Below are 25410 nucleotides of genomic sequence, written 5' to 3'. Positions count from 1 at the left end.
TAGGTTGCCGGAAGCAAAAGGAGGAGGTCGTCGGTATGGGAAATGCGTCGCGGCGTGCGGCCGAGGACCGGGTGCTGGCCGCCCTGCCGAGCTGGGTCAACGCCATCTCGCAGCTCAACCGGCTGATCGCCGAACGGATGGGCGTCACCGCCAGCGACCTGGACTGCCTGCACGTGCTGAACCAGCGGGGGCCCGCCACCGCCGCCGAGTTGGCTCGCCACGTCGGCCTGACGCCGGGGGCGGTATCGCGGATGATCGACCGGCTCGACGCCGCCGGCTGTATCAAGCGGACCAACGACCCCCAGGACCGGCGCCGGGTCCTGATCGAACCGACCGGTGACGGGCTGGCCCGCATCGCGGCCTACTACACCGGACTCACCGCCCGCGCCCACGAGGACCTCGAGGTCTTCGGCCCGGACGAGCTGGAGGCGCTGCTGCGATTCATCGAGCGCTCCCAGCGCAGCGCCGCCGACGAGCTCGCCCGGCTGCGCGGGAAGACCGACGCGGGCTGACCGCCGGTGCCGCCGACCGGCGCACCCCCATCGTTCCCACGGAGGAACCGAATGACGAAGAGCGGCGAGCTGCCCAAGCGACGACGGGCCGGGCACGCGGGCCTCGCCTGGAACTCCCCGAACCTGGCCGGCGAACAGACGCTGGCGCTGAGCAGTCCCGACTTCGGCAACGAGGGCGCCATCCCCGCCGTGCACGCCTCGACCCGGGTCGGTGGCGAGGACCTGTCGCCGGCTCTGACGTGGTCTTCCGCGCCAGGGGGGACGGCGCAACTGCTGCTGGTCGTCGAGGATCCCGACGCCCCCACGCCCATGCCGTTCGTGCACTGCGTGGCCTTGCTCGACCCTTCGGTCACCGGTCTCGCCCACGGGGCGCTCGGCGCGGGGAGCCCCTCCGACGGCGTGCGCGTCCTGCGCTCGGGCATCGGCAGCGGCTACTTCGGACCGGCGCCCCCGAAGAGCCACGGCCCGCACCGCTATGTGTTCCAGCTCTTCGCGCTGGCCACGCCGGTCACCACGTCCTCGAGCCGCGCCCTGGAGTCCGCCAAGCCGCGCGACGTACTGGCAGCCGCCGGTGACGTCCTCGCCCGTGGCCGTCTCGACGGCTTCTACCAGCGCACCTGACGCGCGCCCGCCACAGCGGCGTGCGCCCGCCACAGTGGCGTGCGCCGGCCGGAACCTCACGGTCCCACGACCGGCCGTCCCGGAACCGCCGAACAGAGAACGCCGAGGGAACCGCGACATGAACGATTCACGCGTGCGTCGATTCGCCGGCCGGGACGGCCTGGAACTGGCCTACCGCGAGACGGGGGAGGGCCGCCCGCTGGTGCTGCTCCACGGCTTCCTCGCGACGGGGACGCAATGGCTCGACCACGGCCCCGCCGCGGCCCTCGCCGAGCACGGCCACCGCGTCATCCTCCCGGACCTGCGCGGCCACGGTGACAGCGCCCGACCGCACGATCCGGCCCGCTACCCGCCCGACGTGCTCACCGACGACGGCCTCGCACTGATCGATCGGCTCGGACTCGACGACTACGACCTCGGCGGCTACTCGCTGGGCGCGCGGATCGTGCTGCGCATGCTGGTCCGGGGCGCCCGGCCGGCCCGTGCGATCGTGGCCGGTCAAGGACTCGCCGCGGTGCGCGACACGTCGCGCGGCGGCACGCACCGCCGCGTGCTGACCGCCCTCGCCAACGGTGACGACATCGAACCCGGATCGCCTGACGCCGAAGCCGCGTACTGGGTGACCCGGCTCGGCGGTGACCCGCGTGCACTCCTGCGGGTCCTGGACTCACTGGTCGCAACACCCGACGAGGCGTTGCGGCAGGTCGAAACCCCCACACTGGTGGCGGTGGGCGACCGGGACCACGACCACGCCTCCGCCGACGCGCTCGCCGCGGTCCTGCCCGACGCGCGACACACCCGAGTACCCGGCGACCACTGGAGCGCGCTCACCGGACCGGAGTTCGCCACCGCGATGACGACATTCCTCGCCGAGCACTCCTCTGAGCGGGCCTGAGGGACACGCCGGAGACCAGGCGTGTCCCTCGTTCGTCGCGGAGGCGTCGCCCGACACGCGCACCGCCCGTACCGAATGCTCGGCGAACGCCCTGCGTTCCGGCTCATGAAGGCGACGAACCGCCACGACCTGGACCGCTCACGCGGCATTCTCCGAGGCTTGCGCATGACTTCCGGCTCAGCCGCATCGCCGACGGCGGAAACCCGTGTTCCGCGCCGGTCCGGGACCGGATCGGCGCGGCTCCGTCGTTCACCGACGGCGGCCTCGGCAGGGGCCTATGAGCCGGCCGCCTCGTAGTCGGGGAGCGCGGTCGGGGCGGTCCGGGTCGCCGGGCGCATGGTCAGGACCAGTATGGCCGACGCGGCGAAGATGACCGCGGCGACGACGCCGGTGACGTGCAGGCTCGCGGCGAACGCCGCCCGCGCGTCGTGCAGCAGTTCCGCGCCCTGGCCGGCGGGGAGACGCCCGCTCGCGGCGACCGCGCCGGCGAGCGAGTCGGACGTGCCGTGCATCCGGCCGCGGTAGACCACCGCGGCCAGCACCCCGAGCAGCCCGAAGCCGAGCGAACCGCCGAGGTAGTTGCCGGTCTCCGACATCGACGCGGCCGAGCCGGCGCGCTCCGGCGGCACGGACCCGACGACCAGCCCGGTGCCCAGCGCGAACAGCGGGCCGGTGCCCAGCGCCAGTACGGTGATGCCGATCATCACCAGCGGCAGGGCGCCCGCGCCGTCGACGGCGACCAGCAGCAGGCCGCCCAGCGCCGACGCCACCAGCCCGCCGGCGATCGCGGTGGTCTGGCTCATCCGGCGGGCCAGCGCCGGCGCGGTCATGGTGCCGACCGCCACGCCCAGGCCCATCGGCGCGAACAGCACCGCCGAAACGAACGGCGAGTGGCCGAGCACGCTCTGCAGATACTGGGTCACCAGCAGACCCGTACCGGCCATGGCGATCCCGGCGAACACCAGCGCGACGATCACGGCCGTGAACGGGCGGTTGCGGAACAGCCGCAGGTCCAGCAGTGGCGTCTCCAGCCGCAGCTGCCGACGGACGAAGAGGGACCCGACGGCCGCGCCGACGACGAGGGCCACCGCCGGCACGACTCCCACGCCCTCGACGGCCAGCTGCTTGATGCCGTAGACCATCAGGAGCACCGCCACCAGCGACAGCCCGACACTGGCCGGGTCCAGCCGCCCGGCCCGGTCGCTGCGGAACTCCGGCAGCAGGACCGGCCCGGCCAGAAGCAGCACCGCCATCGCCGGCACGGCGATCAGGAACACCGAGCCCCACCAGAAGTACTGGAGCAGGAACCCGGCGAACACGGGCCCGAGCGCGCCGCCGGTGAACTGGCAGGTCGCCCAGATCGCGATGGCCTTCCCGCGCTGCCGGTCGTCGCGGAACAAGTTGGTGATCAAGGCGAGTGTGGACGGGGCCAGGGTCGCGCCGGCGACGCCCAGCAACGCACGCGCGACGATCAGCATCAGCGGGTCGGCCGCGAAGGCGGCCACGACCGACAGCGCCGCGAACGCCGCTCCGCCGATCATCAGCAGCCGCCGGCGGCCGATCCGGTCGCCGAGCGTACCCATCGTGATGACCAGGCCGGCCACCGTGAACCCGTAACCGTCGCTGATCCACAACTGCTCGACGTTGGTGGCGCCCAGGTCGGCGCTCAGCCGTGGGAGCGCGAGGAGCAACGCCGTGCTGTCCATCGCGACGAGCAGTGTCGGCAGTGTGAGGACCGCCAGCCCCAGCCATGCCCGGTTGACTCGCATATCCGAAAACCCCCTGTTCTTCGACGTTTCGCCGCTTGGTCGGAGCAGCCGGGGGCTTCTTGACATCGGCGCGGGGGAGAATCCACGGAAAAGTTCCGGCGGGGGATGTCAAGACGACGGCGGTGGCTCCGACCAACCGGTCGAAGGGCCCGACCGGGGCTCGCGAACCACGAGGAGTACGAGATGAAGTTCCTGATCAGCATGCACATCAACCCGGCCGTGCTGGACGCGCTGACCGACGAGGAGAAGGCGGCGATCGGCGAGGGGCACGGCAGGTTCATCGAGGCGCTGAAGGAGTCCGGCGAACTGATCACCACGCAGGCGCTGGTCGACCCGTCCCAGGCCGCCGTGGTGTCCGTGCGCAACGGCCAGCCGGTCGTGACCGACGGACCGTTCCTGGAGGCCAAGGAGTACCTGGGCGGCTTCTACCTGATCGACTGCGAGAACAAGGAGCGGGCGATCGAGCTGGCCGCGCAGATCCCGGACGCCGCGATCGAGGGTCTGGGGATCGAGGTGCGCCAGGTGATGTTCGCTGACGGACAATTGGAGGCATGACGGTCCCACCCTTCGAGGACCTGCTGCGTGAGCTCACGCCGCAGGTCCTCGGCACGTTGGTACGCCGGCACGGGCAGTTCGAAGGATGTGAGGACGCCGTGCAGGAGGCCGTCCTCGCCGCCAGCGTGCAGTGGCCGGCCGAGGGGGTGCCGGACAACCCGCGCGGCTGGCTGCTGACCGTCGCGTCCCGGCGGCTCATCGACCAGATGCGCAGTGACCACGCGCGCCGCGAGCGGGAGTCGGCGACGGCCACCGAGGTGGTGCCCGAGGACGTACCGGACACCGACGACACGCTCGTCCTGCTGTTCCTGTGCTGCCATCCGACGCTGACCGCGGCCTCCCAGACCGCCCTGACGCTGCGGGCGGTCGGCGGCCTGACCACCGCCGAGATCGCCCGCGCGTTCCTGGTGCCGGAGGCCACGATGGCGGCCAGGATCAGCCGGGCCAAGCAGCGCATCAAGGCCGCCGGAAGCTCGTTCACCCTGCCGGAGGGCGCGGAGCGCGAGGAGCGGCTACGGGTCGTCCTGCACGTGCTCTACCTGATCTTCAACGAGGGCTACACCGCCTCCTCGGGCGGCGAGCTGCACCGCGCCGACCTCGCGCGCGAGGCGATCCGGCTGACCAGGATGGTGCACGCGCAGCTTCCCGAGGACGGGGAGGTGACCGGGCTGCTCGCGCTGATGCTGCTGACCCACGCCCGCCGGGAGGCCCGTACGACGGCGGCCGGCGACCTGGTGCCGCTGGACGAGCAGGACCGCACCACATGGGACCGCGGGCTGATCGACGAGGGCACCGAACTGGTCAAGGCGTCGCTGGCCGGTCCGGCGCTGGGGCCCTACCAGCTCCAGGCGGCCATCGCCGCCACGCACGCCGACGCGGCCACGGCCGAGGAGACCGACTGGCCGCAGGTGCACGCCCTCTACCTGATCCTGGAACGGATCGCGCCCAACCCGATGGTCACCCTCAACCGGGCGATCGCGCTCGCCGAGATCGAGGGCCCGCAGGCCGGGCTGGCCCTGCTGGCCACACTGGACGGTGACGAGCGGATGGCCGGGCATCACCGGCTGCTGTCCGTACGGGCGCACCTGCTGGAGCAGACCGGCGACCTGGCCGGGGCGTACGAGCACTACCGGCGCGCCGCCAAGGCCACCGCCAGCCTCGCCGAGCAGCGCTACCTGGAGTCCCGCGCCGGCCGGCTGAGAACCCGGCTCTGATCAGTCGGCGGTCGGTTCCGGAGCGTCGATCCAGACCAGCGTGACCGTCCGCGTACGGGCGAAGACGCGCCGGGCCGTCTCGGCGTCCTCGAACTGCCCGAACCAGCCTCCGGAGCCCCGGCAGACCAGGGCGTCGCCGTGGCGGAGCTGGATGCCCCAGCACAGGACACCGCCGTCGTCCTGCTCGGCGTCGACCCAGCACAGCGCGAAGCGCCGGGGAGCCTCTTCGGTGGCGAGCTCCGCCACCTCCTGCTCAAGGCCGGTGGATGTGGAAATCTTCGTCATGCTGCACAGTCTGTCGTTGCATACTTACGCCGAGTAGCCATTCGCATCCACGGTGAAGGGACCGTGAAAGCGACGTCGCGCCAGGTGAGGAGCCCTGTAGTGACATCGAAGACCTCCGGCAAGCCGGCCACGGCCACCGTCCCGGGTACCACGGCGCTCGCCTACTGGGGCGACGAGCTGCGCTTCTACCGCGAACAGGCCGGCCTCACCCAGGAACGCCTGGGCCGCGCGATCCACCTGTCCCCGTCCATGATCGCGATGGTCGAGACGGGCAGGCGCGCACCCCGCATCGAGTTCATCAAGGCCTGCGACCAGGTCCTGAACACCAACGGCGCCCTCACCCGCCTCTGGAAGCGCATCATCAAGCACTCCTACCTGGAGTGGTTCCGCCCCTTCGTCGAAGTCGAGTCCGAAGCCACCGAGATGCTGAAGTACGAGCCCCAGGCCGTCCCGGGCCTCCTCCAGACCGAGGACTACGCCCGCGCCCAACTGCGCGCGGGGCGGCCCCGCGACACCGACGAAGAGATCGAGAAGCACGTCGCCGCCCGCATGAGCCGCCAGGAGATCCTCACACGCAACGACCCGCCGTTCATGTGGGTCGTCCTCGACGAGGCCGTGCTCCGCCGCCCCTTCGGAGGCGTTGACGTGATGCGCGACCAACTCGCACGGCTGGTGCACGCCTCAGAGTTCTCGCACGTCATGCTTCAGGTGCTGCCGTTCGCGGCCGGCGCGCATCCCGGAACCAGCGGACCGATGACCTTGTTCACTCTCCCCGACGAGACGATGCTGGTTTACGCTGAAGCCTTCGGCGGCGGGCATATCACCGGGCTTCCGGAGGAGATTGCGAAATGTCGCATCGCTTTGGACCTTCTGCGCGCCTGCGCGCTCCCGCCCGACGACTCTGTCCGGATGTTGGCAGACCTGATCGGAGAGTGATGAGCGGCGAGGTCCAGTGGCGTAAGAGCAGCCGCAGCAGCGGTCAAGGCGGCCAGTGCGTCGAGGTCGCTCAGTGGCGCAAGAGCACCCGCAGTAGCGGCCAAGGCGGTGACTGTGTGGAAGTCGCACGGTTGTCGGCCGCCGGTGCTGTTCCGCTCGACGAGTCCGTGCGGGTAGGCACCGACCTTGTTGGCGAGTGAGGAGCCGTAAGGTGTGGTTCCTTCTCAAGGAGCGGCTCATCTGGATGGATGATGGTCTCTTTGGAATTCGTACCAACGCAAGGGCCCGGCCGCATGGGCCGGGCGCAATGGTTCGCAGAGCAGGGGATGCGTGCGTGGTGCGCATCGTGAACGCGCGGGCTTCTGGGGGTCTTGCTGCCTCTCGATCAGTGTCTTCCGCACTGCCCCATCTTGCTGGTGTCAGGTCCGGTTGGTGACGGACTGGGAGGTCACCGACCGGGACTGGTAGCCGCCGTCCTTGACGGCCTGGACGATCTGGTCTCGAACGAGGCGGGGCTTGGTCGGCAGGAGCGTGGTCAGGTCGGTGCCGTTGGCCTGGAGGTATCCGGCGTTGAGGTTGGAGAACAGCGAGAGCGTGTGGGTGATCTGGTATGGCTCCAGGCCGCTGCCGGCCAGTGCCTCGCGCGTGGTGAACAGGGAGATCGGCTGGTAGTCGACCGGACGGTCCAGCGCGTCGCTCAGCACCTCGGCGATGTCCTGACCACCGATCGCCTCGACACCCTCTAGTTCGTAGGTTTTGCCCGCGTGGCGGTTGCGGCGGCCCGCGGCGAGGTCGTGCTGGATTTCCGCCGCGACCCGGACGGCGACCTCGGCTAGGTCCTTTTTCGCCACGACGGACACCCGTCCCGTGCCGAACGCGGCGGCGAAGACGCCGGTCTCGGCGGCCGACGCGGCGGCGGCCGTGGCCAACCCGACCGGAACCTCGGCGTAGAGGCCGTTGCGCAGGATCGTCACATCGAACGAGGCCTCGGCGAGGCGCGCTTCGGTCCAGCGGTGCGTCAGCGCGATCGTCATCAGGTCGCCCGAACTCGCCAGGCTGGTGTAGATGACATGCCGGACGCCTGCGGCCTCGGCCGCGTCCACCACGGCGCCATGGCGGGCGAGCACGATGTCGTCCTCGGCGTATCCGGCCGAGACGAACACCAGAACGTCCACGCCCCGAAAGCCGTCGGCAAGCGACACCGGGTCGTCGAAGTCGATCCGGCGCGCGGTTCTCCCATCACCCGAGCGGGTGCCGCCGACCACGTCAAGGCCATCCTCGCCGGAGAGACCGCGGAAGATCAGGCTGCCGAGCCCGCCAGAGATGCCGGTGACGAGAATCATTCGATGCTCCTTGATGTTGGTGAAGGTTGGAACGCCACGATCATCCGCGCCGGACTGCGGCACCGTAAGGAGGCACTCTCGTGTCAGTCACGAACACGGCGGTAATCCCACAGGTCAACGGCCCTATTCCCACCGGACCTTGTGGCGATGACGACTGCGGGATACGCGATGTGCTCGACCGACTCGGTGATCGATGGACCGTGCTGGTCCTCGTCGAGTTGTCCAAGGGGGTGCGCCGCTTCCGGGAGCTGGAACGGGCGATCCCGGGAATCTCGCAGCGGATGCTCACGCTGACGACCAAACGGCTGTGCCGCGACGGGCTGGTCGAACGGACCGTCTATCCGACCACCCCGCCGCAAACCGACTACCGGCTCACTCCGACAGGCAAGAGCCTGGCAGACATGGTGTTCGCCTTGGCCGACTGGTCCCGCGACCACAAGAACGCCATCGCCGCCGCCCGCAGCCGCTGGGACCAAGAGCACCTATAGACCACGGGCAGGTCACTGGCAGTGACGGCGGCGAATGGAGTAAGAGCAGCCGCAGCAGCGGTCAAGGCGGCGCATGCGTCGAGGTCGCTCAGTGGCGCAAGAGCGGTCGCAGTAGTGATCAGGGCGGTAACTGTATCGAGGTTGCACGGTTGAACGCCGAGGTTCTCGGAGAGTAACGAGTCGTCGGGCGCTATCGTGCGCTGGTGATCACGGCGCGGGCACTGGCGGCGCGACTGGGAAGAGCGCCCCGGCGTTCCCGAGGAGACCGTGGAGTCGGCGCGGTCGAAGCTGGCGCAGGTGCCGAAGATGGTTCCGATCTACCGCACCGGTTCCTGCCGGCCGGGCGAGGCTCCTTCGGACGTCCAGTGCTGTCGATGCGTGGCTGGGACACCATCTACTACGGGACCGACCTGATCGACTACATCGGCCAGGAGTTCGAGCCCGAGACACCGAACCTCGGATGGACCGCCGAGCGGCGACCACGTGCGACGGTCCCGTTCTGGCGGGACTACCTGCCCGACGCGGTGGAGTCGTCCTGAACGGATGTGGATGGCCGTCGCTGTTTCGTAGCGGCCAGGGCGAGGGGCGTACGGAAGGCTCGGCAAGGCGGCGCGGCTGCCGGGCATCAATGGGACGCGGCGCGGTGATCCGGGCAGCGGGTGGGCCGTTCGCGAGAGGTCAGATGCCTCGTCGCCTGCGTGGGGCGATGGTGTAGCTGAAGGAGATCACGAAGTCGATCGCGAGCACGAGTCCCCAGGGAACCATCACCGACCACGGCTTCAGGGTGCGGTGGACGTCACCGACGAGCAGCGTGAAGACGCCCAGTACCGCCGCCGCCACGACGTAGGCGAGGAGGTGGCGAAGCCATTGGCCGCGTTCGTAGGCGGCGTGGGCGTGCCCGGACTTGGGCGCCTTCACAGGGACGGGGCCGCCTGCGAAGCGGTGGGCGAAGCGCTGGTCGGCCCAGCGGATCATCTGATGGCCGAAGGCGAGCGAGACGCCGATGTAGATCGCGGCCAGGCCGTGCGCGGGTGAGGCGGGCGCGCCGCTACGGAGGTCGACGACCGAGGCCGCGAGCAGTACGACGTCGACCATCGGGACACTGAGCAGCAGGACGTTGCTGAGCCGCCGGGCGCGAAGGAGATAGCGGGTCGCGAGCCCGGTCACCAGCAGCACCCAGAACCCGACCTCGCATCCGACGATCAGGAAGATCACAACACCCTCGCTTTTTTTCACACGGTCGTATGAAAAACAAAATAACACGATCGTGCGATAATGACGACATGCCGAAGATCGTGGACCACGAGGCGCGCCGGATGGAGCTCGCCGACGCCGTCGGCCGCGTCATCGCCAGGGACGGGGTGAACGAGGTCTCGATCCGCTCGGTCGCCGCCGAGGCCGGCTGGTCGTCGGGCACGCTGCGGCACTACTTCACCACCCGCGCCGAGCTGCTGGCCTTCGCCTGCGAGCAGGTGATACACCGGGTCGCGACCCGGATCACCGACATGCGGCACAGCGGCACCGTTCAGCAGGCGGTCCGCGACACGCTGCTGGAGACCATGCCGGTCGACGCGCGGCGTCACGCCGAGGCCGCCGTCGCGTTCGCCTTCCTGGCGCTCGGCCTGAGTGATCCGCGCCTGGCCGAGGTCCAGCGCGCCCACTTCGATGGCATGTACGGTCTCTGTCTTCGGGTCATCGAGAGCCTGGACGCCGAGGGCCTCCTGGCCCCGCACATCGCCTCGACCGAACTCCTCGCCCGGCGCCTGCACGCCGTCGTCGACGGTCTGTCCATCCAGCGACTGGCCGGCCACCTGACCCCGGAGCTCATGGTCGCCCAACTCGACGCCTACCTGGCCGAGATCATCATCGGCGCCGACGAGACCCGCTGACCCGCCGAACGGGCGCCACGCGCCTATTCGTAGATCATTTTGTCGCGATCTCTCGGCCCGGCTGGGCCTGGTGCTGCTCGGGCCGTCCTGGACGGTTTGCGCAGGTCGGCGTCCTGGGTGATATAGCGCTCAATGTGCCTTGTGTTGTCGATTCGACTAGATTGGTGCTTAGGGGGCGGAACGTAACCATCGGGGAGTGACATGACGGAAACGGCCGCTCCACCCGGCCTGACCACCGGGACCTGGACCATCGATCCGGTCCATTCTGAGATCACCTTCAGCATCCGGCACCTCATGACGACGGTGCGCGGAAGCTTCACCGACTTCGGCGGCACCATCGCGATCGCCGACGACCCGTTCCTGTCCACCGCGACCGCCGAGATCGCCATCGCGTCCATCGACACGCGCAACGCCGAACGCGACGCTCACGTGCGGTCTTCGGAGATCATGGACGTGGAGCGTCATCCCACCATGACCTTCACGACGACCGGCGTGGCCTCGGCCCGTACCGGCCGTCGCGCGCGGCACCCACGCTATGGCGTGGACGGCGAGCTGGCGATCCGCGGCATCACCAACCCCGTACGGCTGCTCACCGAGTTCCACGGCACCAGCGTCGATCCGTGGGGCGGGATGCGCGCCGGGTTCACCGCCTCCACGCGCATCCTGCGCTCGGACTTCGGCATTCAGTTCAACGTCCCGCTCCAGGGAGACCGCCTGGTCCTCGGTGACGAGATCGACATCGGTCTGGAGATCCAGGCCGTTCTGGCCGACGGCTGAGTCGCCGGGCGCTACGGCGCACTGACGATCATCGAGCCCGTCCGAACGGGCTGCCGGAGAATGGTCCTGAGTTCGGCGGGCTCGGCTCGGCGGGGGTCACCGAGGTAGATCTCGTGGTGGTGCCCGGACATCCGCAGGTCGTTGGCGGCGAGGTACTCGTGATGGAGCCTGGCGAGTACGGGTCCTTCGTCGTCGTACGGTCCGACGTGCAGGACCTGGGCGCTGGTGCCCTCCGTCAGGGTCTCGCGGCGGACCCGGGCGATCGTGGGGAGACCCTTCTTCGCCAGCGCGGCCTGCCTGGCCTCGTCGATGAGGTCGTCGGTGATCCAGTCGGGCTGGCTGATGAGCATGCGCCAGTGCCAGGCGTCCTTGGCGCGGGTGATGAACACCTCCGGGCGGTCGGACCACCACAGCCCTTCGAGCGGCCCGACGACGAAGTCCCGGCCGAGGGCGTTCTTGCTGGTGAACTTGATCGTGTAGGCGACGGCGTACAGCGCCTCGACGGCGCGGGTGTAGTCGGCGCTGGTGTTGGGGTCGCCGTGACCGTCGACGGCGATGAACCGCTGTGCAGGCACGTCGACCAGCGCCCAGTCGGTGTTCCTCGGCGCGTAGCACTGCTTGAGGTCGCGTTTGACGTCATAGCGGGTCATGGCCGTCTGCCTTCCTGGGCTCGTCGGGAGATCGTTCGCCGGGTTCGGCCGCCCGGTAGGCGGCCAGCCACTGCTGTTCGGCGGCCAGATGGCCCAGCGCGTAGTCGAAGGTGGCACGGACGAAACCGGGCAGGTCGGGCTGGGCGTCGCGGGCCGCTTCGATGGCGGCGATCTTCTCCGTCAGGGCCGCGGCACGCCTGTCGAGCGCGGCCCGGAGGCGCTCGGGCGGGATGACCGGTTGGTTGGCCAGGCCGACCAGGACAGGCGGGAACACCGCCTGGAGTTCGGCCAGCGCCGCCTCGGCCGACCGCGCGCACGCCCGGCGCCCCTCGGCCGTCGGCCCGTACACCCGGCGGGTCTTTCCCCGGGCGGCTCGTGCCGTGTCGACCTCGGTGATCAGGCCACGGTCGCGAAGCCGGGTCAGCAGGTAGTAGATCGAGCTGAAGCCGATCTCGGTCCACTCGCGCATGCCGCGCGCGCTGATGACCTCGTTCAGTTCGTAGCCGTGTCTCGGCTTCTCCACGAGCAGGCCGAGCAGGGTCAGCTCGGCGGGTGTCAGATCGGCGACCACACTTTTATCCTAGTACTAGGATAATCAGCCCCACGCCGGCCGCGGACTCTCCGGCCAAGTGATCACTTCTCGTCCGGGCGTGGTCCAGGAGGAGCGGAGCGGTCCGCGGCCGACACCGCCACGCCGAGGCGGAGTTCAGGCGGTGAAGTGCCGCACCAGCGCGGGGGCCAGGACGTCCGCCTTCACCATGTGGGTCTGGCCCGGCAGGGTCCGGTGGGCCGAGCCGGGGATGGCGGCGGAGAGGGCGGCGTTGGCGTTGCGCATCCAGGCCGGGCTCTTGCCGCCGTCGATCACGACCGTCGGCACGGCGACCGACGCCCAGCGGCCGGCGGGCAGCGGACGGCCCTTCATGAACTCGTCCACGAACGAGGCGTCGTACGGCAGCGTGTGAGCGACCTTCTTCAGCTTCGACCAGCCCGGCATGAAGCGCATCAGGGCCGCCATGACGGCCGGCATTCCCACGACGCGCATGAAGCGCCGGACCGCGTCGCCGGGCCTGCCCGCGGCGATGGCCCGCTCCAGGTCGGCCACGTAGTCGTCCGGCACGGGCGTCCTGCTGTCGTCGACGATGAACGGGGCCTCGTACAGGGCGAGCCGGCTGATCGGCAGGCCGCGGCGGGCGGCCTCCAGCGCCAGGGCGGCGCCGGACGAGACGCCGCCCACGAGCGCGGAACCACCCGCCTCCTCGATCAGGGCCGCCAGGTCCTCGACCTCACGCGCCGGGTCGTAGGAGGAGGCGTCACCGCTCTGGCCGCGGCCGCGCCGGTCGTAGGTGTAGACGGTGAACCGGCTCTTCAGCTCCTCGGCGAGCTTGCCCATGGGGCCGAACTCCCGGTGGCACAGGGCACCGTCGACCAGGATCACGGCGGGCCCCCGGCCGACCCGGGCGAAAGCGATCGGCGTGCCGTCCGCCGACAGGACGGTCGAGGCCGCGGTGGCGGTGGCGGTGGCGGTCATGTCGTGCTCCTTCGGGGTCCGTCTTCGCGCTTTCACTGAGGCGTCGAACGGCCCGGCGCTGGATCGACATCTGCCCGCGACGAACTTGAAGATTTTTCGACGGCGGCTACGCGGGCTGCCCGTTGACCTCCAGGGTGACGCCCGGCCGCTCGGCCCAGAAGGCGAGCAGGCCCGCGATCCGCTCGACCCTCGGGAACGGCTCCGGGTAGGACCACACCACGTCCTCGGCCGTGCCGTCGTCCGTCCGCACCGACCAGTAGACGGCGTCCCCCTTGAACGGGCAGTGCGACGTCGTCGACGACGGCCTGAGCAGCTCCATGTTCACGTCCTCCGGCGGCAGGTAGTACCGCGCGGGGCAGCCGGTCTCGGTCAGCACCACGGGCCGCGAGGAGGTGGCCACGACGGTGTCCTTGATCCGCACCACGACCTGGTCCGACGCGGATGTGACGTCGATTTCATGTCCTTTGGCGTTCATGACACGATCCCATCAGACATCTCCGGCCGCGGTCCAGGCCGAGCCGTTTCGCTCAGCGGGTGCCGGAGTACAGCTCGACGCGCAGGTCGTCGCCCTCGTGCAGGACGTACGTGGCGCTGATCTTGCCGGTCCACTCGACGGGCAGCAGGTAGTAGCGGTCGCCACGGGCGATCAGTACCCGCAGGCCGCTGTAGCGGTACCCGAAGACGGCGCCCTTCGGTAATCGCTCGACCTGGACACCCGGTCCCGCCAGGGCCAGGGGGCGGGCGCTGTAGACGACGGCCGCCGTACGGCTCTGCAGCTCGCGGGCCGTCTGCCGCCCCGCCTCGGCGCCTCTGGCGCTCGCGTACAGCGAGGCCATCCACAATCCGCACAGCGTCGTGATGATCAGTGCGAGCGAGTAGGCGTACCGGCCGTCCGCCGAACCGCGTGCGGACCACGCGAGCATCAGCGGTCCGGCGCCGAGGAGGGCGAGCACCGGGTACGTCGGCACGCTGACGCTGCCGGCGACCAGGTACCCGAGGACGCCGGCGACGGTCGCGACGACCCCGATCCGGCGCAGCGCGTTCCGGTCGGCCCGGCCGGGCGCCCGGACGAGACCGGCGTTCATCGCCAGCAGCACGCCGGCGCCGAAGGCGATGACGGCCGGGGAGAAGATGTGCAGCCCGCGCAGGACGTACTCGGTGAAGCCGATGTCCACGTCGAGCGCTCGCACGTTGAAGTGCCCGAGCCAGGCGTCCGTGTAGGCCCATCCCATGTAGAACATCACCGCCCCGACCACGGCGGCGTTCGTCGACAGGAAACCGACCATTCCCCGGGCGGTGTGCGGTGGGGGTTCCCGCTCGTCCGCGCTCACGGCTGAGGGCTCGCGTCAGGGACCGGCGCCGGGGATGGGCGAGGCGGCGCGGGGGAGTACCAGGGCGTCTCCTCGGGTGGGCTGGAGGCCGTCGGCCAGCCCGAGATGCCCTTGGACGACGTGTGGATCGAGGCCGTAGGCGGGCAGTACGGGGGAACGGGGTCACCGCCCTGCGGGCTTCGGCAGCCCACGGGCAGCGTCAGGGAACCGCTGCCCGGCGCGCTCGGCACGGGCCGGCTCGCCGACGAGGAGGTCGAGGACGAGGTCGACGATGACGTGTCCGGCGACGAACCGTGCTTACACGCCGCGAGGACCACGGCGGCGCTGGCGATGCTTAACGCCGTTGACAGGCTCACCTTGAGAATCTTCGACGGCGTCATGCGCGGACCCCCTCCGGACCGGTTGCGCTCAGGATCGATCCGGCCACTGGGCGTGTCAACGGCTGCCAGGTCTCGATGCGGCCACGCCCGTGCAGGCGCGAACACGCGGTGTTCTCACGGCCGACGGTTGCAGCCGCCCGGCAGGACGGGACTCTTCTAAGTGGCACCTAAAGCCGCGAGACACAAAGGAGATCCACCATGACGCGACGAGACAACGAAATGTCCGACGACGAGGCTCTGCGCACCGTCGTGAGCAACCTCGCATTCTCCATGGTCGGGCCGGACAAGACCAAGCCGGGCGACGTCCGGAGGAGCTACACGGACGGTGACCTCGACAGGGCGGAGCGCAGGGTCTTCGGTGAGAAGCCCCCGTCCTCGTGAGGACTCGTCCCGAAGGTCCTGAGGCGGTGACATCAGTCCGCCTCTGAGGAAGTGACCGGCCTCCGCCCCTCGCGAGCGGGGGCCGGTTCTCGTTGTAGGAGCGTCCGTCGGCTTCGCCGCGATGAGCGGTCCGGGCCCGCGCCGGTGGCGGCCTTTACATATCGGTGGTCTGGCGGTTAAGGCGGATCTATCCGGAAGGTCGTTTATCGATCGTGAGTGCGGAGATGGGTTCAGCATAAACGCCCATTGCGGGCGAAATCGGAGGGATCCGGGAGGCTGTCATGAGTCGCTACATGCCATACAGCTCCACCGGTCCGGCGCCCCGTTTCGGCGGCGTACGCGGCTGGCAGCAGGACATTCTTCGCGGTGAGTCCTGACTCAGTGAGGCGAGGTACTGCGGTGTCACCGCAGTACCTCCGCTCATGTCAGGCGGGGTGATCCGGCGGAGGGAGCCGTTCGTGACGCGATCGTTCTACCCTGTCGCCCGGCGCGACGACCTCGTGGAGGACCTGTTCGGGATCCCGGTCGCCGATCCCTACCGCTGGCTGGAGGACGGCCGCCACGTGGACGTACGGACCTGGGCCGCGGCTCAGGACCGCCTCTTCCGCGCGTGCCGCGTCCGGTGGGACCAGCGGCGATCGTGGGCGGCGCTGGTGGACGAGGTGTCCTCCTTCGGCGTGTCGGACTCGCCGATGGTGCGCGGTCAGGTCAGGTTCTTCGCCGAGCAGCGGCCGGGGGACGAGCAACGGCGCCTGCTCGTGGTCGACGCCGACGGGAACAGGCGGGTGCTGCTCGACCCGGTGCGGATCGACCCGTCCGGCCACACCGGGCTGTACGCCTGGTGGCCCTCGCGCGAGGGCGAACGAGTGGCCGTCCAACTGGAGGTCGGCGAACAGCCCGGCAACGAGATCACGGTGCTGGACGCGCGGACCGGCGAGACCGTGGACGGGCCGCTGCCCCGTACCCGCAACACCTCGCTCGCCTGGCTGCCGGGCGGGGATGCGTTCTACTACGTCAGCCGCGCTCCCGACGAGGAACTGGCCGACGGCGACACGCGGTTGCAGCGGCGGGTGCGCCTGCATCGGATCGGCACGCCCTGGCAGGCCGACACGGTCGTGTTCGGCGGCGACGACGCCCCGGACGACTATTACGGGCTCGCGGTCGGCGCCGACGGCCGGCACCTGGCGATCACCGCGCTGGCCGGGCCCGCCTCGCCCAACGACGTGTACGTGGCCGAACTCGCCGATCCGGCGGCCCCCTGTTTCACCAGGATCGTGAACCGGAACACCACACCCGCCCGAGTCCTCCCGAGGTTCCTCGCGGACGGCGACCTGCTGCTGGTCACCGACCACCAGGCCCCGTGCGGCCGGGTCTGCCGGGCGGACCCGCGCGATCCCGGCCCGGCCGCCTGGCGCACGCTGGTGCCCGAAGATCCCGAGGCCCCGCTCGACGAGTGCCTGGTCCTGGACGACCCGGCACTGCCGCGTCCCCTCCTGCTGGTCGCACGCGCCCGCCACGGCGTCTCCACCGTGACCCTGCACGACCTGGCGAGCGGCCGGCCACTGACCCGCCTGCCCCTTCCCGGCGCGGGCGTCGTGTCGTCGCTGCGCACCAACCTCCCGCACGGCAGCCACGCCTGGTTCGGCTACTGCGACCCGGCCACACCCCCGGCCGTCCACCGCTACGACGCCCTGAGCGGGACGCTGGAACGGGAGACCGGCGCCACGACGGCCGGACCCGCCCCGGAGATCATCAGCCGCAGCGTCCGCTACCCGGCCCGCGACGGCACCGAGGTCACGCTGTTCCTGTTCACCCCGGCCGGCGAGGACGAGGGCCCCCGGCCCACCCTCCTGTACGGCTACGGCAGCTTCGGCATGCCGATGCGCCCGTGGTTCTTCCCCATGGCGGCCGCCTGGGTCGCCGCCGGCGGCACCTACGCGGTCGCCTGCGTACGCGGCGGCGGCGAAGGAGGCCGGCACTGGCACGAGGCCGGCCGCGGACCGTACAAACGCCGCGCGATCAGCGACTTCAACGACGCCGCCGCCTGGCTCATCCGCACCGGCCGGACCACGCCGGGCCAGTTGGTGAGCTACGGCCAGTCCGGCGGGGGACTGCTGGTCACCGCCGCCGCCGTGCGGCGACCGGACCTGTACGCCGCCGTCATCGCGGCCGGGCCGCTGTGCGACATGGTGCGCTACGAGCGCTTCGGCCTGGGACGCACCTGGACCGAGGAGTTCGGCACCGCCTCCCGGCCCGACCAGCTGCGCTGGCTGCTCGGATACTCGCCGTACCACAACGTCACTCCCGGCACGCCCTATCCCGCGTTCCTCCTCGCGGGGGCGGTGACCGACCTGCAGACCGGAGAGGCGCACGTCACCAAGATGTGCGCGGCCCTCCAGCACGCCACCAGCGGGGACCGGCCGATCCTGATGCGCCGGGAACCCGACACCGCCCACGCGGCCTCTCCCGCGAGCAAGGAACGCGCCCTCACCGCGGACCTGCTGGCGTTCGCGGGGGAGTACACCGGCCTGTCACCGAAGAGACCGACCACCCGGCCGTACGAGGACACCGCCGAACCGGACTGACGACGTCCCGCCCGGCCGGGCCGGTCAGGGCTGGACCCGGAACGGATCGTGCTCGGCCAGCAGCTTGTCCAGCCGGGCCTGGTCCACGCGACCGGTGATCGTGGCCGTCTCCTGCCGGTCCCGCACACACTTGGCGAGCGTGAACGTCGAGGTCACCGCGTACAGGAACGCGAGCGCCAGGAACGCCCTGATCCATCCGCCGACCGGCAGGTAGGCGATGCCGATCGCGCAGGCCGTCAACGAGATCCCGAACGAGATGGCCGCCTGAACCAGGAACGCGGCCGTGGTGCTCGACTTGACTGTGGTGTTCATACGCCCATCGTCGGCAGACCCGAGCCCGGCCGCATGAGCAGTAATACTCAATCCGCCGCGTCGCCGTGTCGGAGGGCTATGACAGGATCGCCGCCATGGACACCGCCCCGACCAGCGGAAACGCGCCGCCGGCGCCAACAGGCCCGGCGCGGGCCAACGACGGTGCGGCGGCGGAGCCGGAGGGCGCGCCCCGGTCCGCGGACATCGCCGCGTTGCGGCGGATGCGGGCGGCCAAGGACCTTATGGACCGCTCCTGGTCCGAGCCGCTGGACCTGAACGCGGTCGCCGCGCAGGCCGGCTACTCGCGCTATCACTTCGTCCGGCGGTTCCGCGCCGCGTACGGGGAGACGCCGGGCCGGTACCTCACCCGCCGCCGGATCGAGCGCGCCCAGGAACTCCTCCGCTCGGCCAACCTGACGGTGACCGAGATCTGCTTCGTCGTCGGCTTCACGAGCCTCGGGACCTTCTGCACCCGCTTCAAGCAGCAGGTCGGCATGACACCGACAGAGTTCCGCGCCCGCGAGCACCGATCGGGACCGGCCCCGATCCCGGGCTGCTTCGTGCTGTTCTGGGCCGGTGGCTTCCGGCCGGAGTGAGCAATATCGGAGAAGTCGCCACACGACACCGATCCATATCCTGAACAGCGCAAACCCCCGAATCGAGGAGCTCACGTGATCACCAATCTCGGCCTGGCCACCGTCTGGGTGCTCGACCAGGACTCGGCCAAGCGGTTCTACACCGAGAAGCTCGGCCTGGAGCTGCGCAACGACATGCGGCTGGGCGACGACGGGCCCCGCTGGGTCACCGTCGGCGCGAAGGGCCGCCCGGAACTCGACCTGACCCTCATGGTCCCGGGCCCGCCCGCGCTCGACCCGGAGTCCGCGGAGCAGCTCAAGGCGCTCATCGCCAAGGGCGTCCTGGGTGCCGGCGCCTTCACCACGGACGACTGCGAGGGCGACTTCCGCGCGTTCTCCGCCCGGGGCGTCGAGTTCCTGCAGGAACCGCAGCGGCGCCCGTACGGCATCGAGGCGATCTTCCGCGACGACTCCGGCAACTGGTACAGCCTGACCCAGCGCTTCGCGGAACTCGACGAGAGCGCCGACTGGGGCCTCGGTGGCGACGCGGACAAGTAGTCATATGCAGGATCTTCCGGCCGCGTGCGCCGCGGTGTGAGATGGCACCGTGGCGAAACGATGGCTTCCTCGGGAGGGGCGGCGGTGGGCCGGTGCGGCGTTCATCGCCGTGGGCCTGGTGGCACTCGGGTGGGGTGGCTGGTCCGTGTTACGCGTCGCGGCCGGCAGATCGAAGCACGCGGTCGACGTCTCGAACGTGGCCGGTATGGTCATCGCCGCTCTCGCATTGGTGCTGTCCTGCTGGCAGTACCTGGAACAGACCCGCCTGAGGACCGATCCCGAGGCGCTCGACCGGGCCGAGCGGGAACTCGCCGCGAAGGTCGCCGAGGCCGAGCGCCGGCTGAGACTGGATCTGCTGGGACCGGAGAACGCCACCGCCGACCTGGAGTTCGTGCCCGACCTGATCTCCTTTCGCGACCTCGACGGACCGAGCAGCGGGACGTTGGGGACCGTCGGCGACTTCTACCGCGGATCCACCGGACGGCTGCTCATCACCGGTTCCGCGGGGGCAGGGAAGACGGTCTTGACCGTCGAACTGATCCGGCACCTCCTCCGGGCCGGGCGAAAGGGCGGCCGCACCGGCGTCCCGGTGCGGATCGGACTGGCGGGCTGGGACCCTCCTGAGAAAGGCCGTGACGAGGAGGAATTCGAAGGCTGGCTGGCGGCTCGCGTGGCGAGGACCTACGGAATGAACCGGCGCGTCGTCGCCGCGCTGCTGAGAGACAGGCGTGTGCTGCCGGTCCTCGACGGTCTGGACGAGATGGACCTGGAAGCGCGAGAGCCGGGCGCCGGCGGTGTGCCCAGGCGTGCGATCCGGGCACTGCACCTGCTCAACCGGTATGTCGGAGACGACGGCCCCGCTCCGCTCATCCTCACCTGTCGTACCTCGGCGTACGAGGCGCTTCGGACGGGCGAGGCCGTGCTCCGCGGGGCCACGACCGTCGTCATCCGACCGCTGAGCACGGAGGAGATCGACGCCTACCTCACACGGCGACTCGCCGACCGGGGGCCTGGAGAGGAGGCGGCATGGGTGCAGTTGAGAATGGAACTGGCCGCCCGGCCTCAGGACACCCTCGCCCGGACCCTGTCGACGCCGTGGCGGCTGACGCTCGCCGCGAGCGTCCTCCTGGCCGGCCGAGATCCGTCGGAGCTGTTGACGGTGGCCGAGCAGGGCGACGTCGACTCTTACCTCCTCGCCCATTTCGTCGCAACGGCCATTGAAGGGCGCGGCCGCCGGCGCTACCGCGTCGATCAGGTCACCCGCTGGCTCGCCCACCTCGCCAAGCACCTCAATGAGCAATCGGAGCGGGGGGCCTCGGGGACCACGATCGCCCGGCGGCGGCTGATACTCAGCGCCGGAGAGTACTTCGGGGTCATCGCCGCCGGTGTCTTCATGCTGGCCCTGCCGATCCTCGGCGTATGGGCTGTCGCCACGCTTCCCGGCGGGATCTCCGGTACGTTCTCCGGACTCGGTCCGGCGGGCGTCGATGAGGTCAAGAGCCGTCTTGTCTTCAACATCTGTATTGGCGTGATCATTTTCGCAGGGTGCGTTCTGACATGGTGGAAGTGGTTGCGGAACTTCATGCAGAGGCGTACCGCTGCCCTCCGCGGCGACCTGCCGTGGCGGTTCGCGATCTTCCTGGCCTGGGCCCACGAGATCGGCCTCCTTTGCGCGTCCGGAGACGCCTACCAGTTCCGGCATCTCGAACTTCAGCAATGGCTCGCCTCACGGGAGATCGGGACCGGAATCTCCGGTCTTCACGAAGCCGCGACCTGATTCCCCGCCGGGTAACGGCCTGCGGGGTCGGCGTCCCTAGGCCCCGGCCCGGGGGACAGAGTCGCGACGGCCGTGTCCGGCGCCGTACCGATCAGCGGCGTCAGGTCGGGCACGAGGTCCTCGACCCGGGTCCCGGACTCCTCCGCCTCGGCGTCGGCGTCCTCCGTGGCGGGTTCCACCGTCACCCCGCCGGCCGGGGACACCCAGGGGACGGCGTCCGCGCCGTACCCGGCCACGTCCGCGGGCAGTGCGTCCCCGGCGTCCTCGGCCCGCGCGGGGGCGAAGACGTCCGGTGGCAAGGCCGGGGGGCCACCGGGCACGAACGGCCATGCGTCCTCGGCGTCCTCGGCCCGCGCCGGGGCGAAGACGTCCGGGGGCATGGCGCGGCCACCCGGCACGAAGGGCCGTGCAACCTCGTGGTCGTCGGCGACCGGCCGTCGGCCGCCCGCAGGTCCGGCCGGCGGGCCCTGGCGGCCCACCGTGGGCCTGACCTGCCTGGGGCTACGGGCCGCCGGCGGTGGTTCACCTGGGGTCCTGGCGAAGGCGATGCCGAGCGGAGCCGCGCGCACCCGCTTCCCTCCCGGGCTGCCGGCGATCGTCGCGATGACGGAGTCCGAGGCCGTGCTGATCGCCGAGATATCGCCGGACGTCACGTTGCCGACCCACGCCTCCGTGCCGTCGGGCGTGATCGCCACCGTCGCCGGGATCCGGCCGACCGCGACCGTCCGCTGGATCCGCCGCGTCGCCGTGTCGATCACCGCCACGGCGTCGGCGTTCATCCGGCTGACGTAGGCCTTGGCGCCGTTCGGCGTGACCGCCACGCCCCACGGCTGGTCCCCGACGGCGATCCGGCCGCGCATCCGGCCGCTCGCCGCGTCGAACACCGCGACCGTATTCGCCCGGGGCTCCGTCACGTACAGCGTCCGGCCGGTCGGGTCCACCGCGACGCCCTGCGGACCGGCCGAGTCGCGGATCCTGCGGACCACGCGGTCCTTCCGGGCGTCCAGCACCGCCACCCCGGAGTCGTACGTGACGTACGCCCGCGCCCCGTCCGCCGCGAACACGACCTGGCGCGGCGCCGTCCCGACCCGTACGGACCGCGTGACCGTGTCGGACCGGCTGTGGATCACCGCGACCGTGTCCGAACCGCCCTTCCCAGTGTCCCCGCCGGTGACCGCCGCGTACACCTTCGTCCCGTCCGGGGAGATCGCGACGCTCCTGGGGAACGGGCCGACGCGCACCCGGCGTCCGGTGCCGGTCGCCGGGTCGACGACCAGCACGTCGAACTGGCCGGTGTCGGCGACGTACACCTTCGCGCCGTCCGGAGTCGCCGCGACGCCCTGCGCGGAGTCGGTGAGGATGTCGTTCGCCACGATCCGGTGGGCCGCGACGTCGACGGTGGCCACGGTGTATCCGCCGGTCAGCGCCACATAGGCGATGTACGGGCCGGTCGCCCGCCGCGCCTGCGGCCGCTCGCCCGGCGCCTCCCACTCCAGGTCGCCGGGCGCGCTGTTGCTGGGGCTGGGCCGCGGCCGGGGACCCTGTGCCGCCGAGCCCGCGGGGACGGCGAGGACGACCAGGCCCGCGACGCCGCCCGCCGCCAGGAGGAGACGCCGCCGGGAGATGCGCTTTCGCACGTGTGGATCCCTTCCGGTCCGCCGCGGCTCAGCCCCGAGGCCGAGGCCGGGGGCCCTTCTCCTGGTGCGGCAGGGTCTGCGCGGCACCGGGGAACTCCGGGGTCGGCAACCGGTCGACGGCGTCCGCCGCCTGCGCCAGTTCCTGCTTCGTCGGGGGCAGCCGCGGCGGCCGGCCGCGCACCGCCACCCCGAGCGCGGAAGTCAGATCGCCGAACGCCCGCCGTCGCCAGGCGCTCAGATTCGGCGCCGGAACCCCCGTCAGCCGTTCCAGCAGCCGGAGCGTCGAGGTGTGGTCGAACGGTTCACGGGCCACCCAGCCGCCCTGCGTCCACGGGGACACGAGGATGCACGGCACGCGGAAGCCGGCCCCGATCGGCAGGTCCGCGACGAACTCGTCCGCGGTCCCCGGCGGAGGGACCGGGGGCGGGACGTGGTCGAACAGCCCGTCGTTCTCGTCGTAGTTGAGGACGAACAACGTCTTGGCCCACACGGCGGGGTTGGACGCGATCGCGTCGATCTTGCTCGCCACATAGTCGGCGCCGGCCGCCGGGGTGTAGTCCGGATGTTCGGACTGGTAACTCGTCGGGATGATCCAGGACACGGTCGGCAACCGGTCGTGGGCCGCGTCGAATTCGAACTGGTCCGCGGCGTACGTACGAAGGCCGTTACGGTACAGCGCCGAGTCGACCGGGGCGTTCTGAAACGACTCGAACCGTTCGAGCACGTTACAGCCGTAATTGTCGACCTCCTGGTAGACCCGCCAGTCGACCCCGGCCTCGGTCAACGCCTCCGGATAGGTCTTCCACCGGCACGGAACCGGAATCCGGTTGCCGGTGACGGGCCCGCCCTGCTCGCCGCCCGGATCGATGGTGCCGCTCATCAGATAGAGCCGGTTCGGCCAGGTCGGCCCCAGCACCGAGCAGAAATAGCTGTCGCAGATCGTGAAAGATTCGGCCAGGGCGAATTGGAACGGAATGTCCGCTCGGGTGTAGTGGCCCATCACGTACGGCGCGTTCACCCCGTCGGCCGCCCGGTGCGCCGGCAGCCAGTTGTCCATCCTGCCGCCGTTCCACGCCTGGTGCTGGACCTTCCAGGCGTGGTTGGTCGATGGGATGGCCTGCGCGTTCGTCGTGCGCGTGTCCAGGTGGAACGGCAGCAGATAGCCCGCCGGATTCTCCGGATCCGGCTGGTGGAAGACCGACCGGCCGGTGCTCAGCGTGATCGCCGCCGGGTCGGAGAAACCCCGCACCCCGGGAAGAGTCCCGAAATAATGATCGAACGAGCGATTCTCCTGCATCAGGACGACGACGTGCTTGATGTCGCCGAGTCGGCCCTTTCCCGGTGGCGGCGAGTCCGCCATCGCCCGCCGCAGGTTCGGAGGCAGGAACTCCGCGGCGAAAGCCGCCGCGGCCAGCGCCCCCGCCGAACTGAACAGGCGGCGGCGGGTGAGTTCCGGCATATGTACGCTCCCGTCGAATCCAGACCACGAAAACACCTCATAGAAAATGGCTCATCCATGGGGCCGGATGCAACGCGAACGTATGAACGACGCTCGATGATCGAGTGACGGAAACGTTGATTCGGACAATCGGCCTGACTCGCTGTTTCTCCAATTTGTGGCGAGAAAGGACTATTGTCGGGCCATCGATGATCGACCGCGCTCAACGGGGGAGGCGGCCCCAGGCCGGGCGCGGCAGCGGCGGCGCCGGTCCACCGCCCGGATGAGCGCTCTGTTCCGAACGTCACACCGGAACGTGAATATCGGCTCCGATGCCGGGCAGGGCTCTTGACGAACGGCCTCAAGCATCATTTGGAAGGTACCGACCCATGAGCACCAACCTTCACGGCAAGACGATCGCCTTCCTCGTCGCCCCCGACGGGATCGAGCAGGTCGAGCTGACCGAGCCCTGGAAGGCCGTCGAGCAGGCCGGTGGCACGCCACGGCTCGTCTCCACCGGCGGCGGCCGGGTCCAGGCCCGCGACCACCTCGAGAAGGCCGACACCTTCCCCGTGGACGCCACCGTCGACGAGGTCTCGGCCGACGACTTCGACGCGCTTGTCCTCCCCGGAGGCGTCGCCAACCCCGACTTCCTGCGCACCGAGCCGAAGGCCGTCGCCTTCGCCAAGGGATTCTTCGACAGCGCCAAGCCGGTGGCGGCGATCTGCCACGCGCCCTGGACCCTCGTCGAGGCCGGCGTCGTACGCGGCCGCACCCTGACGTCTTGGCCCAGCCTGCGGACCGACATCCGCAACGCGGGCGGCACCTGGGTCGACCAGGAGGTCACGCGCTGCACCGCCGGCTCCAACACCCTCATCACCAGCCGCAAGCCCGACGACCTCAAGGCCTTCTGCCAGGAGCTCGTCGAGACGTTCGCGGCCTGAGCCGCCGGCCCGGCCGGCCGGCACATGGCG

General features: G+C 70.5%; 30 protein-coding genes. 18 read left to right on the top strand and 12 right to left on the bottom strand.

The window, feature by feature from the left end; all coding sequences use genetic code 11:
- Nucleotides 1-35 precede the first annotated feature (35 nt).
- The 3 genes from ABD978_RS37145 to ABD978_RS37135 all read left to right on the top strand — a co-directional run bounded on the left by ABD978_RS37145 (nucleotide 36) and on the right by ABD978_RS37135 (nucleotide 2028).
- Nucleotides 36-512, top strand: coding sequence for a MarR family winged helix-turn-helix transcriptional regulator (locus ABD978_RS37145; protein ID WP_345365135.1), 477 nt, complete (start codon nucleotides 36-38; stop codon nucleotides 510-512).
- 51 nt (nucleotides 513-563) lie between these two features.
- The gene (locus tag ABD978_RS37140; protein ID WP_345365133.1) at nucleotides 564-1133 is read left to right on the top strand and encodes a YbhB/YbcL family Raf kinase inhibitor-like protein; all 570 of its coding nucleotides are present in this window, start codon (nucleotides 564-566) and stop codon (nucleotides 1131-1133) included.
- 118 nt (nucleotides 1134-1251) lie between these two features.
- On the top strand, nucleotides 1252-2028 hold the full coding sequence (locus ABD978_RS37135; protein ID WP_345365131.1) for an alpha/beta fold hydrolase: 777 nt from the start codon (nucleotides 1252-1254) through the stop codon (nucleotides 2026-2028).
- 275 nt (nucleotides 2029-2303) lie between these two features.
- On the opposite strand, the gene ABD978_RS37130 is transcribed toward ABD978_RS37135, so the two are convergent.
- A complete protein-coding gene (locus tag ABD978_RS37130) occupies nucleotides 2304-3797 on the bottom strand; it encodes an MFS transporter (RefSeq protein WP_345365129.1) in 1494 nt (497 codons plus the stop codon).
- 183 nt (nucleotides 3798-3980) lie between these two features.
- On the opposite strand from ABD978_RS37130, the gene ABD978_RS37125 reads away from it, so the two are divergent.
- Nucleotides 3981-4352: a YciI family protein gene (locus tag ABD978_RS37125; RefSeq protein WP_345365127.1), complete on the top strand. Its 372-nt coding sequence runs from the start codon at nucleotides 3981-3983 to the stop codon at nucleotides 4350-4352.
- On the top strand, nucleotides 4349-5566 hold the full coding sequence (locus tag ABD978_RS37120) for an RNA polymerase sigma factor (RefSeq protein WP_345365125.1): 1218 nt from the start codon (nucleotides 4349-4351) through the stop codon (nucleotides 5564-5566). The genes ABD978_RS37125 and ABD978_RS37120 overlap by 4 nt, the downstream gene beginning before the upstream one ends.
- On the opposite strand, the gene ABD978_RS37115 is transcribed toward ABD978_RS37120, so the two are convergent.
- Nucleotides 5567-5851: a hypothetical protein gene (locus ABD978_RS37115; protein WP_345365123.1), complete on the bottom strand. Its 285-nt coding sequence runs from the start codon at nucleotides 5849-5851 to the stop codon at nucleotides 5567-5569.
- A 63-nt stretch (nucleotides 5852-5914) separates the two neighbouring features.
- On the opposite strand from ABD978_RS37115, the gene ABD978_RS37110 reads away from it, so the two are divergent.
- On the top strand, nucleotides 5915-6787 hold the full coding sequence (locus tag ABD978_RS37110; RefSeq protein ID WP_345365121.1) for a helix-turn-helix domain-containing protein: 873 nt from the start codon (nucleotides 5915-5917) through the stop codon (nucleotides 6785-6787).
- Nucleotides 6700-6987, top strand: a complete 288-nt coding sequence (locus ABD978_RS37105; RefSeq protein WP_345365119.1) for a DUF397 domain-containing protein — start codon at nucleotides 6700-6702, stop codon at nucleotides 6985-6987. The genes ABD978_RS37110 and ABD978_RS37105 overlap by 88 nt, the downstream gene beginning before the upstream one ends.
- 219 nt (nucleotides 6988-7206) lie before the next feature.
- On the opposite strand, the gene ABD978_RS37100 is transcribed toward ABD978_RS37105, so the two are convergent.
- Nucleotides 7207-8130 (bottom strand): NAD(P)H-binding protein, encoded by a 924-nt coding sequence (locus ABD978_RS37100; protein WP_345365117.1) that lies wholly within the window; start codon nucleotides 8128-8130, stop codon nucleotides 7207-7209.
- Between the two features lie 170 nt (nucleotides 8131-8300).
- On the opposite strand from ABD978_RS37100, the gene ABD978_RS37095 reads away from it, so the two are divergent.
- From ABD978_RS37095 to ABD978_RS37085, 3 genes are all read left to right on the top strand, one after another.
- Complete coding sequence (locus tag ABD978_RS37095) at nucleotides 8301-8618, top strand: winged helix-turn-helix transcriptional regulator (RefSeq protein WP_345365115.1); 318 nt, start codon at nucleotides 8301-8303, stop codon at nucleotides 8616-8618.
- On the top strand, nucleotides 8552-8794 hold the full coding sequence (locus ABD978_RS37090; RefSeq protein WP_345365291.1) for a DUF397 domain-containing protein: 243 nt from the start codon (nucleotides 8552-8554) through the stop codon (nucleotides 8792-8794). Before ABD978_RS37095 ends, ABD978_RS37090 begins: the two co-directional genes overlap by 67 nt.
- Nucleotides 8795-8992: 198 nt before the next feature.
- Nucleotides 8993-9157 (top strand): hypothetical protein, encoded by a 165-nt coding sequence (locus ABD978_RS37085; protein WP_345365113.1) that lies wholly within the window; start codon nucleotides 8993-8995, stop codon nucleotides 9155-9157.
- Nucleotides 9158-9296: 139 nt separating this feature from the next.
- Here the strand turns inward: ABD978_RS37085 and ABD978_RS37080 are convergent, their stop codons facing one another.
- The gene (locus ABD978_RS37080) at nucleotides 9297-9833 is read right to left on the bottom strand and encodes a hypothetical protein (protein ID WP_345365111.1); all 537 of its coding nucleotides are present in this window, start codon (nucleotides 9831-9833) and stop codon (nucleotides 9297-9299) included.
- Between the two features lie 68 nt (nucleotides 9834-9901).
- Between ABD978_RS37080 and ABD978_RS37075 the strand changes: the two genes are divergently transcribed.
- Entirely contained in the window at nucleotides 9902-10507 is a 606-nt protein-coding gene (locus tag ABD978_RS37075; protein WP_345365109.1) for a TetR/AcrR family transcriptional regulator, read from the top strand.
- A gap of 201 nt (nucleotides 10508-10708) precedes the next feature.
- The gene (locus ABD978_RS37070) at nucleotides 10709-11284 is read left to right on the top strand and encodes a YceI family protein (RefSeq protein ID WP_345365107.1); all 576 of its coding nucleotides are present in this window, start codon (nucleotides 10709-10711) and stop codon (nucleotides 11282-11284) included.
- Nucleotides 11285-11295: 11 nt separating this feature from the next.
- Here the strand turns inward: ABD978_RS37070 and ABD978_RS37065 are convergent, their stop codons facing one another.
- The 5 genes from ABD978_RS37065 to ABD978_RS37045 all read right to left on the bottom strand — a co-directional run bounded on the left by ABD978_RS37065 (nucleotide 11296) and on the right by ABD978_RS37045 (nucleotide 14793).
- Nucleotides 11296-11934 (bottom strand): GyrI-like domain-containing protein, encoded by a 639-nt coding sequence (locus tag ABD978_RS37065; protein WP_345365105.1) that lies wholly within the window; start codon nucleotides 11932-11934, stop codon nucleotides 11296-11298.
- Complete coding sequence (locus ABD978_RS37060; RefSeq protein WP_345365103.1) at nucleotides 11921-12505, bottom strand: PadR family transcriptional regulator; 585 nt, start codon at nucleotides 12503-12505, stop codon at nucleotides 11921-11923. Before ABD978_RS37060 ends, ABD978_RS37065 begins: the two co-directional genes overlap by 14 nt.
- A gap of 135 nt (nucleotides 12506-12640) precedes the next feature.
- Nucleotides 12641-13462 carry an alpha/beta fold hydrolase gene (locus ABD978_RS37055; protein WP_345365101.1) on the bottom strand — a complete coding sequence of 274 codons (822 nt, stop codon included), beginning with the start codon at nucleotides 13460-13462 and terminating at the stop codon, nucleotides 12641-12643.
- Nucleotides 13463-13568: 106 nt separating this feature from the next.
- Nucleotides 13569-13937 (bottom strand): DUF427 domain-containing protein, encoded by a 369-nt coding sequence (locus ABD978_RS37050; protein ID WP_345365099.1) that lies wholly within the window; start codon nucleotides 13935-13937, stop codon nucleotides 13569-13571.
- Nucleotides 13938-13989: 52 nt separating this feature from the next.
- Nucleotides 13990-14793: a hypothetical protein gene (locus tag ABD978_RS37045; RefSeq protein WP_345365097.1), complete on the bottom strand. Its 804-nt coding sequence runs from the start codon at nucleotides 14791-14793 to the stop codon at nucleotides 13990-13992.
- Between the two features lie 578 nt (nucleotides 14794-15371).
- On the opposite strand from ABD978_RS37045, the gene ABD978_RS37040 reads away from it, so the two are divergent.
- Nucleotides 15372-15554, top strand: a complete 183-nt coding sequence (locus tag ABD978_RS37040) for a hypothetical protein (RefSeq protein ID WP_345365095.1) — start codon at nucleotides 15372-15374, stop codon at nucleotides 15552-15554.
- A gap of 458 nt (nucleotides 15555-16012) precedes the next feature.
- Nucleotides 16013-18139 (top strand): prolyl oligopeptidase family serine peptidase, encoded by a 2127-nt coding sequence (locus ABD978_RS37035; protein WP_345365093.1) that lies wholly within the window; start codon nucleotides 16013-16015, stop codon nucleotides 18137-18139.
- Between the two features lie 24 nt (nucleotides 18140-18163).
- Here ABD978_RS37035 and ABD978_RS37030 read toward each other — a convergent pair whose 3' ends face one another.
- Nucleotides 18164-18451: a YiaA/YiaB family inner membrane protein gene (locus tag ABD978_RS37030; protein WP_345365091.1), complete on the bottom strand. Its 288-nt coding sequence runs from the start codon at nucleotides 18449-18451 to the stop codon at nucleotides 18164-18166.
- Nucleotides 18452-18546: 95 nt separating this feature from the next.
- On the opposite strand from ABD978_RS37030, the gene ABD978_RS37025 reads away from it, so the two are divergent.
- From ABD978_RS37025 to ABD978_RS37015, 3 genes are all read left to right on the top strand, one after another.
- Entirely contained in the window at nucleotides 18547-19047 is a 501-nt protein-coding gene (locus ABD978_RS37025) for a helix-turn-helix transcriptional regulator (RefSeq protein WP_345365089.1), read from the top strand.
- Between the two features lie 75 nt (nucleotides 19048-19122).
- On the top strand, nucleotides 19123-19584 hold the full coding sequence (locus tag ABD978_RS37020; protein ID WP_345365087.1) for a VOC family protein: 462 nt from the start codon (nucleotides 19123-19125) through the stop codon (nucleotides 19582-19584).
- Between the two features lie 49 nt (nucleotides 19585-19633).
- Nucleotides 19634-21361 carry an NACHT domain-containing protein gene (locus tag ABD978_RS37015; RefSeq protein WP_345365085.1) on the top strand — a complete coding sequence of 576 codons (1728 nt, stop codon included), beginning with the start codon at nucleotides 19634-19636 and terminating at the stop codon, nucleotides 21359-21361.
- On the opposite strand, the gene ABD978_RS37010 is transcribed toward ABD978_RS37015, so the two are convergent.
- A complete protein-coding gene (locus tag ABD978_RS37010) occupies nucleotides 21343-22998 on the bottom strand; it encodes a beta-propeller fold lactonase family protein (protein WP_345365083.1) in 1656 nt (551 codons plus the stop codon). The genes ABD978_RS37015 and ABD978_RS37010 overlap by 19 nt on opposite strands.
- Before the next feature lie 28 nt (nucleotides 22999-23026).
- On the bottom strand, nucleotides 23027-24457 hold the full coding sequence (locus ABD978_RS37005) for an alkaline phosphatase family protein (RefSeq protein ID WP_345365081.1): 1431 nt from the start codon (nucleotides 24455-24457) through the stop codon (nucleotides 23027-23029).
- Nucleotides 24458-24825: 368 nt separating this feature from the next.
- On the opposite strand from ABD978_RS37005, the gene ABD978_RS37000 reads away from it, so the two are divergent.
- Nucleotides 24826-25380 (top strand): type 1 glutamine amidotransferase domain-containing protein, encoded by a 555-nt coding sequence (locus tag ABD978_RS37000; protein WP_345365079.1) that lies wholly within the window; start codon nucleotides 24826-24828, stop codon nucleotides 25378-25380.
- Nucleotides 25381-25410 lie beyond the last annotated feature (30 nt).

The organism is Actinoallomurus liliacearum (genome assembly GCF_039542035.1).
Classification (GTDB): domain Bacteria; phylum Actinomycetota; class Actinomycetes; order Streptosporangiales; family Streptosporangiaceae; genus Actinoallomurus; species Actinoallomurus liliacearum.
Note: the sequence above shows the minus strand (reverse complement) of the source record. Positions and strands in the feature narration are given on the sequence as shown.

What these genes read in the sequence shown, in the direction of transcription:
- ABD978_RS37040 (WP_345365095.1), top strand. Translation starts at nt 15,372, where the DNA reads ATGACGCGACGAGACAACGAAATGTCCGACGACGAGGCTCTGCGCACC.
- ABD978_RS37005 (WP_345365081.1), bottom strand. Translation starts at nt 24,457, where the DNA reads ATGCCGGAACTCACCCGCCGCCGCCTGTTCAGTTCGGCGGGGGCGCTG.
- ABD978_RS37025 (WP_345365089.1), top strand. Translation starts at nt 18,547, where the DNA reads ATGGACACCGCCCCGACCAGCGGAAACGCGCCGCCGGCGCCAACAGGC.
- ABD978_RS37130 (WP_345365129.1), bottom strand. Translation starts at nt 3,797, where the DNA reads ATGCGAGTCAACCGGGCATGGCTGGGGCTGGCGGTCCTCACACTGCCG.
- ABD978_RS37085 (WP_345365113.1), top strand. Translation starts at nt 8,993, where the DNA reads ATGCGTGGCTGGGACACCATCTACTACGGGACCGACCTGATCGACTAC.
- ABD978_RS37055 (WP_345365101.1), bottom strand. Translation starts at nt 13,462, where the DNA reads ATGACCGCCACCGCCACCGCCACCGCGGCCTCGACCGTCCTGTCGGCG.
- ABD978_RS37070 (WP_345365107.1), top strand. Translation starts at nt 10,709, where the DNA reads ATGACGGAAACGGCCGCTCCACCCGGCCTGACCACCGGGACCTGGACC.
- ABD978_RS37030 (WP_345365091.1), bottom strand. Translation starts at nt 18,451, where the DNA reads ATGAACACCACAGTCAAGTCGAGCACCACGGCCGCGTTCCTGGTTCAG.
- ABD978_RS37100 (WP_345365117.1), bottom strand. Translation starts at nt 8,130, where the DNA reads ATGATTCTCGTCACCGGCATCTCTGGCGGGCTCGGCAGCCTGATCTTC.
- ABD978_RS37140 (WP_345365133.1), top strand. Translation starts at nt 564, where the DNA reads ATGACGAAGAGCGGCGAGCTGCCCAAGCGACGACGGGCCGGGCACGCG.
- ABD978_RS37125 (WP_345365127.1), top strand. Translation starts at nt 3,981, where the DNA reads ATGAAGTTCCTGATCAGCATGCACATCAACCCGGCCGTGCTGGACGCG.
- ABD978_RS37145 (WP_345365135.1), top strand. Translation starts at nt 36, where the DNA reads ATGGGAAATGCGTCGCGGCGTGCGGCCGAGGACCGGGTGCTGGCCGCC.
- ABD978_RS37115 (WP_345365123.1), bottom strand. Translation starts at nt 5,851, where the DNA reads ATGACGAAGATTTCCACATCCACCGGCCTTGAGCAGGAGGTGGCGGAG.
- ABD978_RS37050 (WP_345365099.1), bottom strand. Translation starts at nt 13,937, where the DNA reads ATGAACGCCAAAGGACATGAAATCGACGTCACATCCGCGTCGGACCAG.
- ABD978_RS37135 (WP_345365131.1), top strand. Translation starts at nt 1,252, where the DNA reads ATGAACGATTCACGCGTGCGTCGATTCGCCGGCCGGGACGGCCTGGAA.
- ABD978_RS37065 (WP_345365105.1), bottom strand. Translation starts at nt 11,934, where the DNA reads ATGACCCGCTATGACGTCAAACGCGACCTCAAGCAGTGCTACGCGCCG.
- ABD978_RS37075 (WP_345365109.1), top strand. Translation starts at nt 9,902, where the DNA reads ATGCCGAAGATCGTGGACCACGAGGCGCGCCGGATGGAGCTCGCCGAC.
- ABD978_RS37120 (WP_345365125.1), top strand. Translation starts at nt 4,349, where the DNA reads ATGACGGTCCCACCCTTCGAGGACCTGCTGCGTGAGCTCACGCCGCAG.
- ABD978_RS37000 (WP_345365079.1), top strand. Translation starts at nt 24,826, where the DNA reads ATGAGCACCAACCTTCACGGCAAGACGATCGCCTTCCTCGTCGCCCCC.
- ABD978_RS37105 (WP_345365119.1), top strand. Translation starts at nt 6,700, where the DNA reads ATGTCGCATCGCTTTGGACCTTCTGCGCGCCTGCGCGCTCCCGCCCGA.